Source organism: Streptomyces odontotermitis, from assembly GCF_050510915.1.
Classification (GTDB): domain Bacteria; phylum Actinomycetota; class Actinomycetes; order Streptomycetales; family Streptomycetaceae; genus Streptomyces.
Genome location: NZ_JBNJLS010000033.1, coordinates 25,050 through 41,401 on the forward strand (window position 1 = coordinate 25,050; position 16,352 = coordinate 41,401).

Here is a 16,352-nt window from a genome sequence, read left to right on the forward strand (position 1 = left end):
GGGGAGGACACACGGCGGCCCCCCTCCGCGCCAGCAGCCCCCTTCGGCGCGGGCTGCCCGGCAGCTGTGGGCCCGGGCGGGGGCCGGGGAATTCGGCCGTCCAGGGCGGTTTTATCAGCTCAGCGGGCTAGTTCCGGTGTCGGAATCAGTTCGGTCATTCATTGACGGCTACTCAGGTACGCGGCCCGCCGTGTGTGCGGCTCGGGTCAGACCTGCAGGTCTCTGAAGGAGGCGTCTTGCCTACAGTTCTCCCTGCCGCACTGCGCGGCAGACGTCTGCCGCAGCGCGCGGGCACTTGGGGTGTCGTGCTGCCGCTGCTGGCCTCCAGTATCGGGTTGGGGGCCGCGCCTTTGGCGCATGCCGCCGACACCGGTGATGGTGAAGTCAAGGTCCGTGTGGTCCGTGAGGTGAATGCCAACAAGACCTGGGACCGGGTGCTCGAGCCCGGCATGGACCAGGTCAAGGTCAACCTCACCGATGACGCGGGGAACACGATCAGCGGGACGACCGGCGCTGACGGCACGGTCACCCTCAAGCCGGGGGAGAAGCTGAAGGGCGGCAAGTACCGCGTCCAGGTCATCAACCCCAAGCCGGGCGTGCTGTTCTCCGCGTTCGCCTCGGAGAAGGGGCTGCAAGCCGGCAGTACCGAAGAACTCGTCAGTACCGAGGAATTCGTCGACCTCTCCCACGGCAACGAAGCGGAGATGACGACGGCGTTCTGGAACCCGGGGGACTACTGCCAGAAGAACGCCGATCTGGTGACCGCCTGTATCCGTAACGACAACCCGGTCGGCGAGCAGGACGTCGACACGCGGACCCTGGTCAAGTTCCCGTACAACGTCCCCACCGGCAGCTGGGGACAGCGGGAGAACGACGTCACGAACCTGTCGGACAAGTCGATCACGGGTTCTTCGCTGTACGGCATCGGGTACAGCAAGCAGAAGAAGCGGATCTTCTCGGGTGCCTTCGCCCGCCGAAACGCCGAATACGGGCCCGGCAAGCAGGGCGCGATCTACGTGACCGACCGGAATTCCGGCAAGACCTCGCTGTTCACCAAGGTCCCCAATGCCGGTACCACCGAGCACGCTCTCGGCGGCAGCAACGACCAGGACCTGGCCTTCAACAAGGCTGTCACCAAAGAGGCCCTGGGTGATGTCGAGGTCTCTCCGGACGGCAAGGACCTGTACGTCGTCAATCTGAAAGACCGCAAGCTGTACCGGTACGACGCCACCAAGGAGACCGCGGACGCGCCGAAGGCGTCGTACGAGATCCCGGACCCGGGCTGTGCGGACGCGGGTGACTGGCGCCCCTTCGCTCTGGGGGAGCAGGACGGCGTCTGGTACGTGGGTGGTGTCTGCTCGGCGGAGTCGACCCAGGACCGGGGCGACCTGAAGGCCGTGGTCCAGAAGTTCGACCCGGGCACGGGGAAGTTCACCGGCAAGGTGATGGAGCAGAAGCTGGACTTCCCCAAGCAGGTGGCCGACACCATCGCCGGCTGCCAGGGCCCGGGCTGGTTCTCGTGGTCGGACACGTGGCGCGACCAGCAGACCCCGGGCCTGCCCGGTGGCGCGACACGGACCTGTGGGGCCGGGCGCCAGGCCTACCCGCAGCCGATCCTGGCCGACATCGTCTTCGAGACGAACGGCGACATGGTCCTCGGCTTCCGTGACCGCTTCGGTGACATGGGCGGCAACGGTGTGCCCTTCAAGCCCGGGGGCGTGGGCGGGCTCGTCAACACCATGTCGGGTGGTGACATCAACCGGGCCTGCCCCGGGGCGGACGGCAAGTTCGTGATGGACGCCAACGGCGGCTGCACGAATAACTCCAGTGATCCCAGGGTCAAGGAGTACTACGACGGCGACCAGCGGACCGTCTGGCACCCGGAGGCCGCGTTCGCCGGTATCGCGCTGTCCAAGGTCGAGGAGACCATCGCCTCCTCCGGTATCGACCCGTCCAATGAGACGTACAAGAGCGGCACCATGTTCCTCAACCGGTTCTCCGGTGCCGCGGCCGGGGGCAAGACGCTCACCAACGTCTTCGGCAAGGGCGGCGGCATGGCCGACCTGGAGGTGCTGTGTGACGAGGCGCCGATCCAGATCGGCAACCGCGTCTGGTACGACGTCGACAAGGACGGCATCCAGGACCCGGGCGAGAAGCCGGTGGAGGGTGCGACGGTCAACCTGTACGACGAGAAGGGCAACAAGGTCGCGTCGACGAAGACCACCGCTCGCGGTGAGTACTACTTCGACAGCATCGATGACGGGCTGAAGTTCAACACGAAGTACAGGATCGCGATCGACAATCCGGCGGACTACGAGGAGGGCGGCCCGCTCTACCAGTGGCGCGTCACCAAGAACGACGCCGGTACCAACGACTTCATCGACAGCGACGGCAAGGTCCCGGCCGGGGGCAAGTTCCCCGAGCACACCATCACCACCGGTAGCGCGGGGCAGAACAACCACACGTACGACTTCGGCTACAACCAGCCCGGCAAGGGCACCGTCAAGGTGCTCAAGGTCGACGCCAAGACCAAGAAGCCGCTGGCGGGTGCCGAGTTCCAGCTGTGGCGCGAGACCAACGGCACCAAGGGCCTGCAGCGGGGCGGGGACAAGCCGGACACCAAGGTCGGCGAACCCTGCACCACCGACGGCCAGGGCGCCTGCAAGCGCGAGGACCTCGATCCGGGCACGTACTACTGGGAGGAGACCAAGGCTCCCAAGGACGACAAGGGCAAGCAGTACCCGCTGCCCAAGAACCCCGTCTTCGGTCCGCTCGTGCTGACCGACGACAAGGAGAAGGCGGAAGTCTCCGCCACGGTCGAGAACGTGCGGCCGACCATCACGCCCATCAAGAAGGACGAGGACACGGACTCGGATGCCAATACCGAGGACGATGCGGTCATTCTCCCTGACACCAAGGAGAAGGTCCTCAAGATGGACAACGTGAACAACGGCACCGAGCCGTTGATCAAGATCAAGAACGGCGACATCGTCATCAAGGGCGACGCCAAGATCAAGGATCTGAAGTGCACCTGGCCTGACGGCACCACCAGCACGGACCCGGCGGGCAAGGAGGTGCGCTGGGAGGCTTCCTTCAAGGAGGACGCCAAGACCAACAAGGCGGCCCAGCTCGCGGTCGGCGCCAGCTACAAGTGCACCGCCGTCCTCTATGACATCAAGTCGGGCGTCATGCACGGCGACAACTTCACCGTCGAGGGCGAAGGCGCCCACAGCGGGGAGCCCGTCAAGGGCGATGACCCCTGGTACGGCGTGCCGATCCGGCTCATCAAGGTCGACGGCAAGACCAACAAGCCGCTGTCGGGTGCCGAGTTCCAGGTGTGGCAGGAGACCAACGGCACGTCGGGTCTGCAGCGCACCGGCGACAAGCCGGACACCAAGGTCGGCAGCCCCGTCACCACGGGCGCTGATGGTCAGGCGCAGCTCAAGGGCCTCAAGCTGAAGATGGGGTCCACGTACTACTGGGAGGAGACCAAGGCTCCCAAGGGGTACAAGCTGCCCAAGAACCCCGTCTTCGGTCCCATGGTCCTGACCAAGGACAAGATCGTCGCGACCGCGTCCATCACGGTCAAGAACGAGAAGCCGAAGATCATCACCGACAAGAAGGACGAGGCCACCAACTCGGCGGCCGACACCGAGGGCACGGCGGTCATTCTCCCTGATGTCAAGGAGAAGACCCTGTACATGACCAACACGAACAACGGCACCGAGCCGTTGATCAAGATCCGGAACACGGACGTCGTCACCAAGGGCGATGCCAAGATCAAGGATCTGAAGTGCACCTGGCCTGACGGCACCACCAGCACGGACCCGGCGGGCAAGGAGGTGCGCTGGGCGGCCTCCTTCAAGGAGGACGCCAAGACCAACAAGGCGGCCCAGCTCGCGGTCGGCGCCAGCTACAAGTGCACCGCCGTCCTGTACGGCACGAAGCCGGGTGTCATGCACGGCGACGACTTCACCGTCGAGGGCGAAGGCGCCAACAGCGGGGAGCCCGTCAAGGACGACAACCCCTGGCACGGCGTGCCGGTCCGGCTCATCAAGGTCGACGGCAAGAGCAACAAGCCGCTGGCGGGTGCCGAGTTCCAGGTGTGGCGCGAGTCCAACGGGACTGCGGGTCTGCAGCGCGACGGCGACACCAAGGTCGGTAGCCCCGTCACCACGGGTGCTGACGGTACGGCGCAGCTCAAGGACCTCAAGCTGAAGATGGGGTCCACGTACTACTGGGAGGAGACCAAGGCTCCCAGCGGGTACAAGCTGCCCAGGAACCCCGTCTTCGGTCCCATGGTCCTGACCAAGGACAAGCTCGTCACGACTGCGGCCCTCACGGTCAAGAACGTGAAGCCGAAGATCGAGACGGACAAGCGGGACCAGCGGACCAACTCGGCGGCCGACACCGCCAAGGACAAGGTCAAGCTGCCCGACACCAAGCCGCAGATCCTGACCATCAAGAGCACCAACAACGGCACCGAGCCGCTGGTCAAGATCCAGCAGACGGACGTCATCACCCACGGCAACGCCAAGATCAAGAACCTGAAGTGCACCTGGCCCGACGGCAGCACCAGCCTGGACCGTGAGGGCAAGGCCGTGCGCTGGGAGGCGTCCTGGAAGGAAGACGCCAGGAAGAACCCCAAGGCCCAGCTCGCGGTCGGCGCGTCGTTCAAGTGCACGGCCACGCTGTACGGCCTCAAGCCCGGGCAGCTGCACACCGACGACACCAAGGTCACCGGTGAAGGCGCCCACAGCGGCATTCCGGTCAAGGACGACAACCCGTGGAACGGTGAGCCGCCGGAGAAGCCGAAGATCATCACCGACAAGCGGGACCAGGCCACCAACTCGGCGGCCGACACCGCGAAGGACAAGGTCAAGCTTCCGGACACCCGGACGCAGGTCCTGACGATCAAGAGCACCAACAACGGCACCGAGCCGCTGGTCAAGATCCAGCAGACGGACGTCGTCACCCACGGCGACGCCAAGATCAAGGATCTGAAGTGCACCTGGCCTGACGGCACCACCAGCACGGATCCGGCCGGCAAGGCGGTGCGCTGGGCGGCTTCCTTCAAGGAGGACGCCAAGAAGAACAAGGCGGCCCAGCTCGCGGTCGGCGCGTCCTTCAAGTGCACGGCTGTCCTGTACAACCTGAAGCCCGGGCAGCTGCACACCGATGACACCAAGGTCACCGGTGAAGGTGCCAACAGCGGGATTCCGGTCAAGGACGACAACCCGTGGAACGGTGAGCCGCCGGCGAAGCCGAAGATCATCACCGACAAGCGGGACCAGGCCACCAACTCGGCGGCCGACACGGCCAAGGACAAGGTCAAGCTTCCGGACACCCGGACGCAGGTCCTGACGATCAAGAGCACCAACAACGGCACCGAGCCGCTGATCAAGATCCGGCAGTCGGACGTCGTCACCAAGGGCAAGGCGAAGGTCACCAACCTGCGCTGCACCTGGCCCGACGGCACCAGCAGCTTCGACCCCGCGGGCAAGTCCGTGCGGTGGGAGAACACCTTCCCGACGGACCCGAAGAGCAAGCCCAAGTCCCGGTTCCACGTGGGTGACAGCTTCAAGTGCACCGCCCTGCTGACCGGCCTTAGGCCCGGTGAGCTGCACGCGGATGTGACCCGGGTCGACGGCGAGGGTGAGCACTCCGGCATCCCCGTGCACGACGACAACCCGTGGCACGGTCAGCCGCCGGCCAAGATCAGCATCCTGAAGCGGGACGCCAAGACCGGCAAGCCGCTGATGGGAGCCGTCTTCGAGCTGTGGCGCGAGAGCAACGGCATCATGGGCTGGCAGTCCGACGACACCCGGGTCAGCGGTGGCCAGGCGACCGACGGCAAGGGAAGGACTTCCTTCAAGATCAGGGACGCCGGCACGTACTACCTCTACGAGAGGTCCGTGCCGGGAGGCTACAAGCTGCCCAAGCAGCGCGCCTTCGGCCCCTTCCAGATCACCGGAAAGAGCGCCTACAACGTGCTGGTGAAGCTCGCCAACCAGCCGCATGAGGAGCAAAAGAAGAAGTAAGGAGTAGCGTTCGAGATCCTCGGGCGGCGGTCCCCTCACCGGAGGGGGCCGCCGCCCGATCGTTTGTCCACTCACACCCCGCGCCGAGCAGTGCTCGGCCGGGTCATCGGCTCACGCTGGCGAAAAGGCTCCGGCCAGCCTTCTCGCATACCCGTCGATGCCGATTGCGCATGCGCGAAGGGCATCGTGCCCCTGCTCCCAGGGGTCCGGAACGTCGTCCTCCGAGGCAGGGACCGCGGGCAGTGTGCCTCTGCGTACGGCAGCACCGGCCACACCGGTTCCGTCGTGGAGGCGCAGGAACTCGCGCAGTGTGAAGGTGCGGCGCAGCGCGAGCGGGGTGAGGCGGACGGCGGCCTCGCGGTGCTCACGGGCGAGGCCGAGGACCAGATCGGCCCGTTCGACGAGTGCCCGCGTGAGCGGCTGCGACGCGAACCCGGTGCCGTCGCCGCCCAGTTCCTCCAGGACGGAACGGGTCGCCGGGTCCATCGGCGCTCCCGGGCACGCGCGTGTACCGGCGCTGGAGACCTCGGCGCCGGGCAGCCGGGCGGCGAGGAGACGCTCGGCGAGGGGGGAGCGGTGGACGTTGCCGGTGCAGATGAACAGAACGGAGGGCGTGGCCACGGGTGCCCTTCAGGTCGAGGCTTTTCATGCCGTTGGGTCTGGTATGGACCGAAGAGTAGAGGGTGCGGGGGCGGACGTCCGCCGGGGAACCGCCGTCGCCACGCTGGCCTTTCTGGGGGCCCGTCTCATCGGTGTCACGGGACTCGCCGTCTGGGCGTGGAGCACCGGTCGCGCCCCGCTCGGCCTGCTGGCGGCGGGGGGCGATGCCCGCTGGTACCGGGCGCTGGCCGAGCACGGCTATGACGCGACTCCCGCGCTCCTCCCGGTCCCCGGCCGCAGCCCGCTCGTCTTCTTCCCCCTCTACCCCTGGCTGATCCGGACGGTCGACACTGTCCTGCCCACGGGCCCCGTGCTCGCCGCGCTCCTTGTGTCCTGGACGGCCGCCGCCGTCGCCGCCGCCGGGCTCTTCCGGGTAGGGGCGCTGCTGCACGGGCCACGTGTGGGCGTTGTGCTCGCCGTCCTGTGGGGCGCTCTTCCTCATGCTGTCGTGGAGTCGATGGCGTACACCGAGTCGCTCTTCACCGCCTGTGCGGCCTGGGGCCTGTACGTCGCCATTGCGGGGCGTTGGCTCCCCGCGGCCGGGCTCGCCGTGGCCGCGGGTCTCGCCCGGCCCACCGGGATCGCCGTCGCTGTCGCCGTGTGCACGGGCGCCGCCGCAGAGGCCCTGCGACGGCACCGCTCGGACGAACAGGTACCCAGGACCCTGCTCCTCGCGCTGCTGACAGCCCCCTTGGGCTGGGGCGGCTATGTGCTGTGGGCCGGGGCGCGCTCCGGCGCAGGGCCCAGCGGCTACTTCGCGGTGCAGCGCGCCTGGGGCTCCCGCTACGACTTCGGAGCGGGCACGTTGCGCCGCCTCGCGGGCTCCCTCGCCGCCGGGGACGTCGCTCCGGCGGTGGCCGCGGCCCTGGCCGCCGCGGTTCTGGGCGCACTCCTGGTCGCCGGGGTGCGCCAGAGGCAGCCACTGCCCCTCCTGCTCTACACGGCGACGCTCGTGGCGATCGTGCTCGGTGGCGACGGGTATGTCCACTCCCGGCCCCGGTTCCTGCTGCCCGCGTTCGGTCTGCTGCTCCCGCTCGCACTGCTGGTGGCGCGGCTACGGCTGCGGGCGGCCGCGGCGCTGCTGTCCGCCGCGGCCACCGGGTCCGCGCTGTGCGGCTGCTATCTGCTCGCCCACCTGAGCACGGCCGCGCTGTGACGGTCTGTCATTTCTCGCCTGCCGAGTGCGACATCGCCGGCTGGGGCACGCTCGGGCGCGGTGCGGGCAGTTCCCCGTAGGCGCCGTACGAGCCGTAAGCCGCGCCCCGTACGACCGGCGCCATGCTGAATACCGTGCCGATGACCCGCGCCCCGACCGTGCCCAACGACTCGGCGGCGGACCGTACTTGATCGCGGGATGTCTTGGCGGCGCGTACGACGAGGAGCGTGCCCTGGGCGAGTGGGGCGAGGCCCACCGTGTCGGCGACCGGCAGCAGGGGCGCTGTGTCGACGATCACCGTTTCGTAGCGGTCGGCGAGTTCGCGCAGCAGCTGGCCCATGCGCTCGGAGGCGAGGAGTTCGGCCGGGTTGGGCGGCATGGGGCCGCCGGTCAGGACGGCGAGGCCGTGCGGGGCCTGTTGCGTGACGTCGTCGAGCCCGGCCCCTCCGATCAGTACGGTCGTCAGGCCGGCGTCCTGCACGAGCCCGAACGTCTTCGCCACGCACGGCTTGCGCAGGTCCGCGTCGACCAGACAGGTGGCGACGCCTGCCTCGGCGAGCGCGAGCGCGAGGTTGGCGGCGGTGTTCGTCTTGCCCTCGCCCGGCAGTGAGCTCGTCACCGCGATGATCTTCGGCCGGTCGTCGATGTGCGCGAACTGGAGGTTGGCCCGCAGCCTGCGGAACGCGTCCGCGCGCGGCGTGTGTCCGGCGTCCCCGACCGTCAGCGGCCGGATGGGCGCCTCCTTGTCGTAGGGGACGGAACCGAGGGCGGCGATCCCGGTCAGCTCGGTCACCGCATCGGCGCTCTTGAGCGTCGTGTCGAGGCACTCGCGCAGGAACGCCACGGCCGCCCCGAGCAGCAGCCCGCCGAGTACGCCCGCGGTGAAGTTGAGCGCGGTCCGCGGCGAGACGGGGGTGGTGGGCACCGCGGCCTCCTGCGTCACGCTGAGCGTGACGGGCGACCAGACGATCGGGACCCCGTCGGTGACTTCCTTGGCTTCCGGCGCTTCCAGGCGTTCGACGACGGCGCTGAAGCGGGTGGCGACGGCGTTGGCGATGCGCGCGGCGCGGTCGGCGTCGCCGTCGGTCACGGTGATGCCGATGAGGACGGTGTCGAGGGGAGCCTTGGCCGTGATGTGCCCGGCAAGCTCCTCCGGCGTCATCGGCAGCTTCAGCTGGCGTACGACGTGCGCGGTGACCTGACGGGTGTTCGCGATCGCGGCGTACGACTGGACGCGGGCCTGTGTGAAGCTCTGGCCCTGCTGGAGCTGAGTGGCGTCGCCGGTGCCGTGCGTGGCGACGAAGAGCTGGGCGCGGGCCGCGTACACGGGGGAGGTGAGGGATGTCGCCAGCCAGGCGGTGGCGACACCGAGGAGGAGACAGACGCCTACCGTGCGGAGGCGTCTGCGGAGGGTCTGCAGGAAGCGGTGGAGGTCCATTGCGGGTCCCTGTGGTTCGGTGGGGTAGGGCGTTGTTGTTCTGCTGCGGGCCGGTGGGGCTTGTCGCTCCCCCGAGTTCTCGGCTCCGCTCGAACAGGGGGGACCCCTGCACGGCGGAACCGCGGGGCAATGCAGCCCGCGCCCCTCAGCGCGCTGCTTGCCTCAGCCACGCGTAAGTGCTGGCCACTCCGTCCCTCAGGGCGATCTCCGGCTTCCAGCCCATGAGAGTGAGACGGGAGGTGTCGAGGAGCTTGCGAGGAGTGCCGTCGGGGTGGGACGGGTCCCACTCGATCGCGCCGCGGTAGCCGACGACGGAGGCGGTGAGGTCGGCGAGCTCGCTCAGGGGGATGTCCTCGCCCCAGCCGACGTTGACGGGCTCATCGGCGTCGTAGTGCTCCAGGAGGAAGAGGCAGGCCCGGGCGAGGTCGTCGACGTGCAGGAACTCGCGGCGCGGGGTACCGGTGCCCCAGTGGGTGAGGCGCGTGGCGCCGCGCTGGTGGGCCTCGTGGGTGCGGCGCAGCATGGCGGGCAGGACATGCGAGGTGTGCGGGTCGGTGTTGTCGCCGGGGCCGTAGAGGTTGGTCGGCATCGCGGAGATGTAACCGGTGAGGCCGTACTGGCGGCGCAGCGCCTGGACGTGCTGGATTCCGGCGATCTTGGCGATGGCGTAGGCGTCGTTGGTGGGTTCGAGGGGGCCGGTCAGCAGGGCGGACTCGCGGATCGGCTGCTCCGCGTGCTTGGGGTAGATGCAGCTGGAGCCGAGGAAGAGGAGCCTCTCGACGCCGAACTCCCGTGCCGCGTCGAGGACGTTGACCTGAATGCGCAGGTTGTCGGAGAGGAAGTCGACGGGGCGTGCGGCGTTCGCGGCGATGCCGCCGACACGGGCCGCCGCGAGCACGACGGTGTGCGGCCGCCGTTCGGCGTACAGGCGGCGCACGGCCTCACGGTCGCGCAGATCGACGCGGTCGGAGCCGTACAGCATCAGGTCTTCGAATCCCTCGGACCTGAAGTGGCGTACGAGCGCGGACCCGACGAGGCCGCGGTGGCCGGCGATATGGACGCGGACGGTGCGCGCGAGGGGGCGGTGCACGGGACGGGCTCCTTGGTCAGTCGAGGCGTGAAGGTGATCGGGCGGTGCGCGGTCGGGTCGTTGAGCGGTTTCTCGGAGTTGAGGCTAGAGACTTATGCGTCGAATGTCCGGAACGCGCGACGTAAGGAGCCCACGTGGAGCCACCCCGGGTAGCCGTCCTGATGACTAGTCACAACCGGTGCGCCACCACGCTCGCCGCCCTTGACGCCATCGCCGCGCAGCGCGATCTGCCGCAGGGAGCGACCGTGCGCACACACCTCGTCGACGCGGGCTCGACGGACGGCACGCCGGAAGCGGTGCGTCAGGCCCGCCCGGACGTCCAGGTGACGGTTGTCGGGCCTGATGTGTACTGGGGCCATGGCATGCGCCTGGCCAGCCGCAACAGCCGTGCGGCGGGTACCCGCGGGCCGACGCACCAGCTGTGGCTCAACGACGACGTCCGCCTGGAGCCGGACGCCGTGGCCCAACTCGTCTCCGTATCACGGGACTTCAACGACAGTGCGGTGGTCGTCGGTGCCGTCCGCCACAATGGCGCCACCACCTACTCCGGCCGCCGCGGCCGCGCCCTCGCACTGGTCGAGCCGACCGGACGGCCCGAGCCCTGTGACACGTACAACGGGAACGTGGTGCTGCTGCCGCGGACCGTGCGTAACCGGGTCGGTGACGTCGACAAGGTCTTCCGGCACGGCATGGGCGACTACGACCACGGCTTCCGAGCCCGCCGCGCGGGCATCGCCGCGTACGTCGCCCCGCGCCACGTCGGCGACTGCCCGGCCAATCCGCCGCTGCGCGGCTCCCGCGAACCAGGCATCGGGGTGCGCGAGGCCCTGCGCCGTCGGGTGTCTCAGCGGGAGCTGCCGGTGTGGCAGTGGTGGGTGTACTGCTGGCGGCATGCGGGGGTACGGGCACCGGCACTCATGGTGTCGCCCTACGTGATGACGGCAGTGCGGGCGGCGCGGGAGAGGGGGACGCGGTGAGCGCCGTCGCCGCCGCGCGCGGACGGCGTGGCGCGGGTGGCATCCAGGAGACGACCGCGCGGCGCTTCGGGCCCTCCGCCGGATTCGTGCTCCTCGTGGGTGGTGCCACCTGCGTCACCTCGCTGCTGGCCGCCCGCGAGGATGCCACCGGGCTCGCCCCGCTGGAGGGGACGGGCCTCCTGGTCTCGCAGGCCCTGCTCGCGCTCGTCCTGGTCGGGGCCGTCGCGCTCTTCGCGCGGCGTGCGCCGCAAGCGCCGCTGACCGGTTCCCTGCGCGCTCTTGCCTGGGGCGGGGCGGCCTACGCGGCGGGGCCGGTGGTGTCGGCGGCCGCCGCGGGGCACGGCGGTCTGCGCTGGAACCTGGCGCTGCCCGTGGTCCTCTTCGGTGCGTTCCTCGCAGCACCCCGGCCGCCGCTGTCCGAACTGCTGCGGGCGCTGCGGCTCGTGCTGCGCTGCTTCATGTGGGCGGGGCTCGCCGCCCTGGCCGTCGCCCCTGACTGGGCCGCTCCACCGCTGCACCACGGCTCCCCGGCCACCCGCGACTTTCTCGGCCTGGGCGTCCCCCAGCTCGCGGGCCTGGCCACCAATCCCAACCAGCTGGCACCCCTCGCCGCCATGGCCCTTCTGGTCGAACTCGCGCCGGTGGCCCGGCGTGGGCTGTGGCCGCTGCACGCTCTGGCCGCTGCGGTCTCGTTGCTCCTCACCCAGTCCCGGATGGGCTGGGCGTGCGCGGCGGCCGTGCTGTTGCTCGACGGGGCATGGAACCGCACCAGGATGCGCACGGCGGCGTCGACAGCCGTGGCGGCGGCGCTCGGCACGGCCGCGCTGCTGGTTCCCGCCGCGCAGGACGCAGTGGTGCGGACGCTCACCACCGGGAGCGATGACCTCACGGACGTACGCGGCGTGGCCTGGCGGCTCGCGTACGAGGAGTTCCTGCGCAATCCGCTGTTCGGCTACGGCCCCACGCTGTTCGACCCGGCCTACCGGCAGCGGGTGTTCGGCACCGCGGACACCTGGATCGGGCAGGCGCACAACCAGGTCATGTCGACCCTCGGGGACAGTGGCCTGGTGGGTCTCACCGGCCTGCTGCTCCTCTTCGGCGCCCTCTTGGTCCGTGCCGTGCGCACCCGTGCCGCGAGCCACGGCCTGTCGGTGGCCCTGGTGACGGTCCTGGGCACGGCGTGCCTCACCGAGTCGCCACTGCGGCACATGGGCGGCCTCTTTCCACAGGCATTGGCCGTGCTCACGGTGTGGCTGGTCGTGATCTCGCCCTCTACCAAGTGCCCGAATTCATCCGATTTGGCGGATTCTCGCGCTACGCTCCGCTCATGACTCGGAAGATCGCGCTGATCACCGGCATCACCGGCCAGGACGGCTCATACCTGGCCGAACTCCTGCTCGCCAAGGGCTATGTGGTGCACGGCCTGATCCGTCGCTCGTCCACCTTCTCCACCGCTCGCATCGACCATCTCTACCAGGACCCGCATGACCCGGACGCCCGGCTCTTCCTGCACTACGGGGATCTCTCCGACGGCTCACGCATCGCCGCGCTCCTGGAGCGCGTCAAGCCCGATGAGGTCTACCACCTGGCAGCCCAGTCGCATGTGCGGGTCTCCTTCGACGAGCCCGAGTTCACCGGCTCCACCACCGGACTCGGAACCACCCGCCTCCTTGAGGCGATCCGCATGACGGGCCTTCCGTGCCGCTTCTACCAGGCGTCCAGTTCGGAGATGTTCGGCATCACGGCACCTCCGCAGTCCGAGTCGACGCCGTTCCACCCGCGTTCCCCGTATGCGGCCGCCAAGGTGTACGCGTACTGGGTCACGCGCAACTACCGTGAGGCATACGGCCTTTACGCGGTCAACGGCATCCTCTTCAACCACGAGTCACCGCGCCGCGGCGAGACCTTCGTGACCCGCAAGATCGCCCGCGCGGCCGCCCGGATCGCCCGCGGCGAGCAGGAGTTCCTGCACCTGGGCAACCTGGAGGCCCGCCGCGACTGGGGCTACGCGCCCGAGTACGTCGACGCGATGTGGCGCATGCTCCAGTGCGCCGCCCCCGACGACTACGTGGTCGCCACCGGCACCAGCTACAGCGTCCGCGACTTCCTGACGTTCTGCTTCGAACGCGCGGGCCTCGACTGGGAGCGCCATGTCCGGTTCGACGAGCGGTACTTGAGGCCGTCGGAGGTGCCGGACCTGGTGGGCGACGCGGGAAAGGCGGCCCGCGACCTCGGCTGGACACCCACCGTGCACACGCCGGAACTCGCCCGCATCATGACGGACGCCGAACTCGACGTGCGTACGGACATGGTGGTGCCGGAACAGCTCTCGTCATGACCGCCGCACCGCTCGCCCTGCAGCTGCCCAGCGACAGCGGACTCCAGGTCTCGGCGTGAGCCGTGCGGTGGCGCGCGGGCTCGCCTGGTCGTCCGCCGGGTCGCTGGTCTCGGCCCTCGTTCTGCTCGGCTACACATCGGTCACGGCCAGGCTCGTGGCGCCCGATGCGTTCGGCCGGTACGCGCTCGCCCAGACCGTCATCGCGCTCTTCGGGCAGGTGGCCAACTCCGGCCTGGCCACCTGCCTCTTGCGTGCGGACCGGCTCGACCGGGGGCTGTTGCGCGCGACCGCCGCTGCCGCCGCTCTCACCGGCGCCGCCGCCTGCGCCGTAGTGGAGGGCACAGCCGCGGCCGCCACGGCGTACATGGATGCCCAGACGCTCGGCCTGCTGCGGCTGCTCGGCGCGCAACTGCTGCTCCAGCCGGGCGCCGGCGTCGTGCTGGCGGCGCTGCGCAGGGCGGGGCGGCCACGTGCCGCCGCGCTCCTGGAGACCGGGGCGAGCACCGGTGGCTGCGCCGTCGCGCTGACCCTGCTCGCCGCCGGCTGGCGCCCGTGGGGCCTGGCCGTCGCCGCACCGGCCGGGGCCCTGCTCACGCTCGGGGCGGGCCTCGCGCTGCTCGCCCGGGTGCGCCCGCCCCATGGGCCGTGGGTGCCTGTCCGTCAGCTCCTCGGCCACGGCGGGTTCTTCGCCGGATACGGCCTGGTCCAGTCCGCCACCAACAACGCGCCGCTGTGGTGCGCCGGCTGGCTGCTTGGCCCTGCCGCCACGGGCCAGCTCTCCCGCGCCTGGTTGGCCTGCGGCATTCCGCTCACCGCACTCACCCAAGGGCTCCAGCGCGGCGCCGCACCGGTGCTTGCCGAGGCGCGGGGAGCCAACGCCGGACAACTGCCGGGCGCGGCGGTGTACGACCTGATGTGCGCTGCCTCCGCCCTGTCGTTCCTCGGCTTCGGGGCGCTGGCTGCGGCGGGGCCCGACGCCCTGCGCCTACTCCTCGGCCCCGGCTGGGAACCGGCGGCCGCTCTCGTGCCGGTGCTCGCGCTCGGCGCGGCCTGCGCCCTGCTGTGCTCGACGGGCAATTCGCTGGACCAGATCCGCCGTGCGCCCCGCGCCTCGTTGGCCACTCAGGCGGCCGTCATCATCGGCACCGGCCTCGCCCTGGCCGCCGCCTGGCGCACGCACGACCTCACCGTCCTGGCGCTCGCCGCGACGGCACCCGCCCTCGGCCACGCGCTTCAGCTGCGCCGCTGGCACCGCTCGTCCGTGCTGCCGGTACGCCCCTTGCTGGCCGCGCACGGGGCGCACGCCGCACTGGGCCTCGCCCTGTACACGGCAGGGCGCGCCGCCGCCGACGGGCACCCTCCCCTCGCCGCCGCCCTCACCTCCACGCTCGCCGTCACGCTGGCCGCCGCCGCCTGCTGGCCGCTGCGCACCCGTATCCCGGCGGGCCGTGTGGCACTGCGGCGCGGCCTGCTGCCCCCACCGCGCCGCAAGGAGAAGACCGCATGCACATCGCCCTGACCGGCCCTGTCGACCTGGCCCCCCTGCGGGACGCGATCGGCGGCTCACCGCCGCCGGTCCTCCGGGGCCCCTCCACCGGCCACCTCGCCCGCCTCTGGTGGCGCCGGGGGCATCAGGTGACGGTCGTCGCGCTGAGCGACGCCGTGACCGAGCGGTGCGCGTACGACTCCGGCAACGGGCTGCGCCTGGTTGTCGTGCCCCAGCGCAGCGCGGGCCGCGCCCGGGACCTGTTCCGCCACGAGCGACGACAGCTGGCGGCAGCCCTGCGGGACGAGCGCGCCGACGTGATCAGCGCTCATTGGACGTACGAATTCGCGCTCGGCGCCATCGCCTCCGGCCGCCCGGCCTTCGTCACGGCCCGGGACACCCCGCTGCGCTATGCCTGGGAGATGCGCAGCGCCTACCGCTGGGCCCGGCACAGCCTCGCCGTGCCCGCCGTCCACCGGGCGACCGCGCTCAGCGCCAACTCCCCTTATACGGCAGCTCATTTGCGGCGTTGCCTCGGCGCCCTGCGGCCGATCGAGATGATCCCCAACGGCGTCGATCTCACCGCGCTGCCGAACCCGGCGGCGCGCACTGGCGGTCCCGTCTTCGCCGCCGCCCTCCAGGGCTGGGGGCCACTCAAGAACACGACCTCGCTGCTGCGTGCCTTCGCGCTCGTACGCCGTCAGGTGCCCGAAGCCCGCCTGCTGCTGATCGGCACGGACCATGAGGAGGGCGGACCCGCGCACGCCTGGGCACGGACCCACGGACTCGACGAGGCCGTGGAGTTCGTGGGACGACTGCCGCACGCGGCGGCCCTGGCGCGGCTCTCCGCCGAGGCGTACGCACTGGTGCACCCCTCGCGCGTCGAGTCGTTCTCGATGATCTGTGCCGAGGCCATGGCCCTCGGCCTGCCGGTGGTGGCGGGCCGCAGGAGCGGCGCCGTCCCCTGGGTGGTGGGCGAGGCGGGGTTGCTCACCGACATCGACCGGCCCGAGCGGATCGCCCGCGCCATGGTGCTGCTCGCCCGGGACGAGGGCCTGGCGGTACGGCTCGGAGCGGCCGGACGGCGGCGGGTGAGCGCGCACTTCTCGCTCGAGGCCACGGCAGGGGCCTATCTGGACTGGTTCGCCCGGCACGCCTGACGGCGG

10 protein-coding genes are annotated in these 16,352 nt (G+C 70.2%); 7 read left to right on the forward strand and 3 right to left on the reverse strand.

The window, feature by feature from the left end; all coding sequences use genetic code 11:
• The first annotated feature begins 236 nt into the window (after nt 1–236).
• Entirely contained in the window at nt 237–6,041 is a 5,805-nt protein-coding gene (locus tag ACQB60_RS43995; RefSeq protein ID WP_496931728.1) for a SpaA isopeptide-forming pilin-related protein, read from the forward strand.
• A gap of 111 nt (nt 6,042–6,152) precedes the next feature.
• Here ACQB60_RS43995 and ACQB60_RS44000 read toward each other — a convergent pair whose 3' ends face one another.
• Nucleotides 6,153–6,662 carry an arsenate reductase/protein-tyrosine-phosphatase family protein gene (locus tag ACQB60_RS44000; protein WP_496931729.1) on the reverse strand — a complete coding sequence of 170 codons (510 nt, stop codon included), beginning with the start codon at nt 6,660–6,662 and terminating at the stop codon, nt 6,153–6,155.
• Nucleotides 6,663–6,705: 43 nt separating this feature from the next.
• Here ACQB60_RS44000 and ACQB60_RS44005 point away from each other — a divergent pair, with 43 nt between their 5' ends.
• Nucleotides 6,706–7,857 carry a putative hexosyltransferase gene (locus tag ACQB60_RS44005; RefSeq protein ID WP_496931730.1) on the forward strand — a complete coding sequence of 384 codons (1,152 nt, stop codon included), beginning with the start codon at nt 6,706–6,708 and terminating at the stop codon, nt 7,855–7,857.
• Between the two features lie 7 nt (nt 7,858–7,864).
• On the opposite strand, the gene ACQB60_RS44010 is transcribed toward ACQB60_RS44005, so the two are convergent.
• Together ACQB60_RS44010 and ACQB60_RS44015 are read right to left on the reverse strand one after the other, a co-directional pair.
• On the reverse strand, nt 7,865–9,295 hold the full coding sequence (locus ACQB60_RS44010) for a tyrosine-protein kinase domain-containing protein (protein ID WP_496931731.1): 1,431 nt from the start codon (nt 9,293–9,295) through the stop codon (nt 7,865–7,867).
• 145 nt (nt 9,296–9,440) lie between these two features.
• Nucleotides 9,441–10,385 carry a GDP-L-fucose synthase family protein gene (locus tag ACQB60_RS44015; protein WP_496931732.1) on the reverse strand — a complete coding sequence of 315 codons (945 nt, stop codon included), beginning with the start codon at nt 10,383–10,385 and terminating at the stop codon, nt 9,441–9,443.
• A gap of 161 nt (nt 10,386–10,546) precedes the next feature.
• On the opposite strand from ACQB60_RS44015, the gene ACQB60_RS44020 reads away from it, so the two are divergent.
• The 5 genes from ACQB60_RS44020 to ACQB60_RS44040 are packed head-to-tail and all read left to right on the forward strand — an operon-like array spanning nt 10,547 to nt 16,346.
• Nucleotides 10,547–11,362: a glycosyltransferase family 2 protein gene (locus tag ACQB60_RS44020; RefSeq protein ID WP_496931733.1), complete on the forward strand. Its 816-nt coding sequence runs from the start codon at nt 10,547–10,549 to the stop codon at nt 11,360–11,362.
• Nucleotides 11,359–12,693 (forward strand): O-antigen ligase family protein, encoded by a 1,335-nt coding sequence (locus ACQB60_RS44025; RefSeq protein WP_496931734.1) that lies wholly within the window; start codon nt 11,359–11,361, stop codon nt 12,691–12,693. Before ACQB60_RS44020 ends, ACQB60_RS44025 begins: the two co-directional genes overlap by 4 nt.
• The gene (gene gmd / locus ACQB60_RS44030) at nt 12,690–13,700 is read left to right on the forward strand and encodes a GDP-mannose 4,6-dehydratase (RefSeq protein WP_496931735.1); all 1,011 of its coding nucleotides are present in this window, start codon (nt 12,690–12,692) and stop codon (nt 13,698–13,700) included. The genes ACQB60_RS44025 and gmd overlap by 4 nt, the downstream gene beginning before the upstream one ends.
• 55 nt (nt 13,701–13,755) lie before the next feature.
• Nucleotides 13,756–15,219 carry an oligosaccharide flippase family protein gene (locus tag ACQB60_RS44035; RefSeq protein ID WP_496931736.1) on the forward strand — a complete coding sequence of 488 codons (1,464 nt, stop codon included), beginning with the start codon at nt 13,756–13,758 and terminating at the stop codon, nt 15,217–15,219.
• The gene (locus ACQB60_RS44040; protein ID WP_496931737.1) at nt 15,204–16,346 is read left to right on the forward strand and encodes a glycosyltransferase family 4 protein; all 1,143 of its coding nucleotides are present in this window, start codon (nt 15,204–15,206) and stop codon (nt 16,344–16,346) included. The genes ACQB60_RS44035 and ACQB60_RS44040 overlap by 16 nt, the downstream gene beginning before the upstream one ends.
• The last annotated feature ends 6 nt before the right edge of the window (nt 16,347–16,352 follow it).

What these genes read in the sequence shown, in the direction of transcription:
- ACQB60_RS44005 (WP_496931730.1), top strand. Translation starts at nt 6,706, where the DNA reads ATGGACCGAAGAGTAGAGGGTGCGGGGGCGGACGTCCGCCGGGGAACC.
- ACQB60_RS44010 (WP_496931731.1), bottom strand. Translation starts at nt 9,295, where the DNA reads ATGGACCTCCACCGCTTCCTGCAGACCCTCCGCAGACGCCTCCGCACG.
- ACQB60_RS44020 (WP_496931733.1), top strand. Translation starts at nt 10,547, where the DNA reads ATGACTAGTCACAACCGGTGCGCCACCACGCTCGCCGCCCTTGACGCC.
- gmd (WP_496931735.1), top strand. Translation starts at nt 12,690, where the DNA reads ATGACTCGGAAGATCGCGCTGATCACCGGCATCACCGGCCAGGACGGC.
- ACQB60_RS44040 (WP_496931737.1), top strand. Translation starts at nt 15,204, where the DNA reads ATGCACATCGCCCTGACCGGCCCTGTCGACCTGGCCCCCCTGCGGGAC.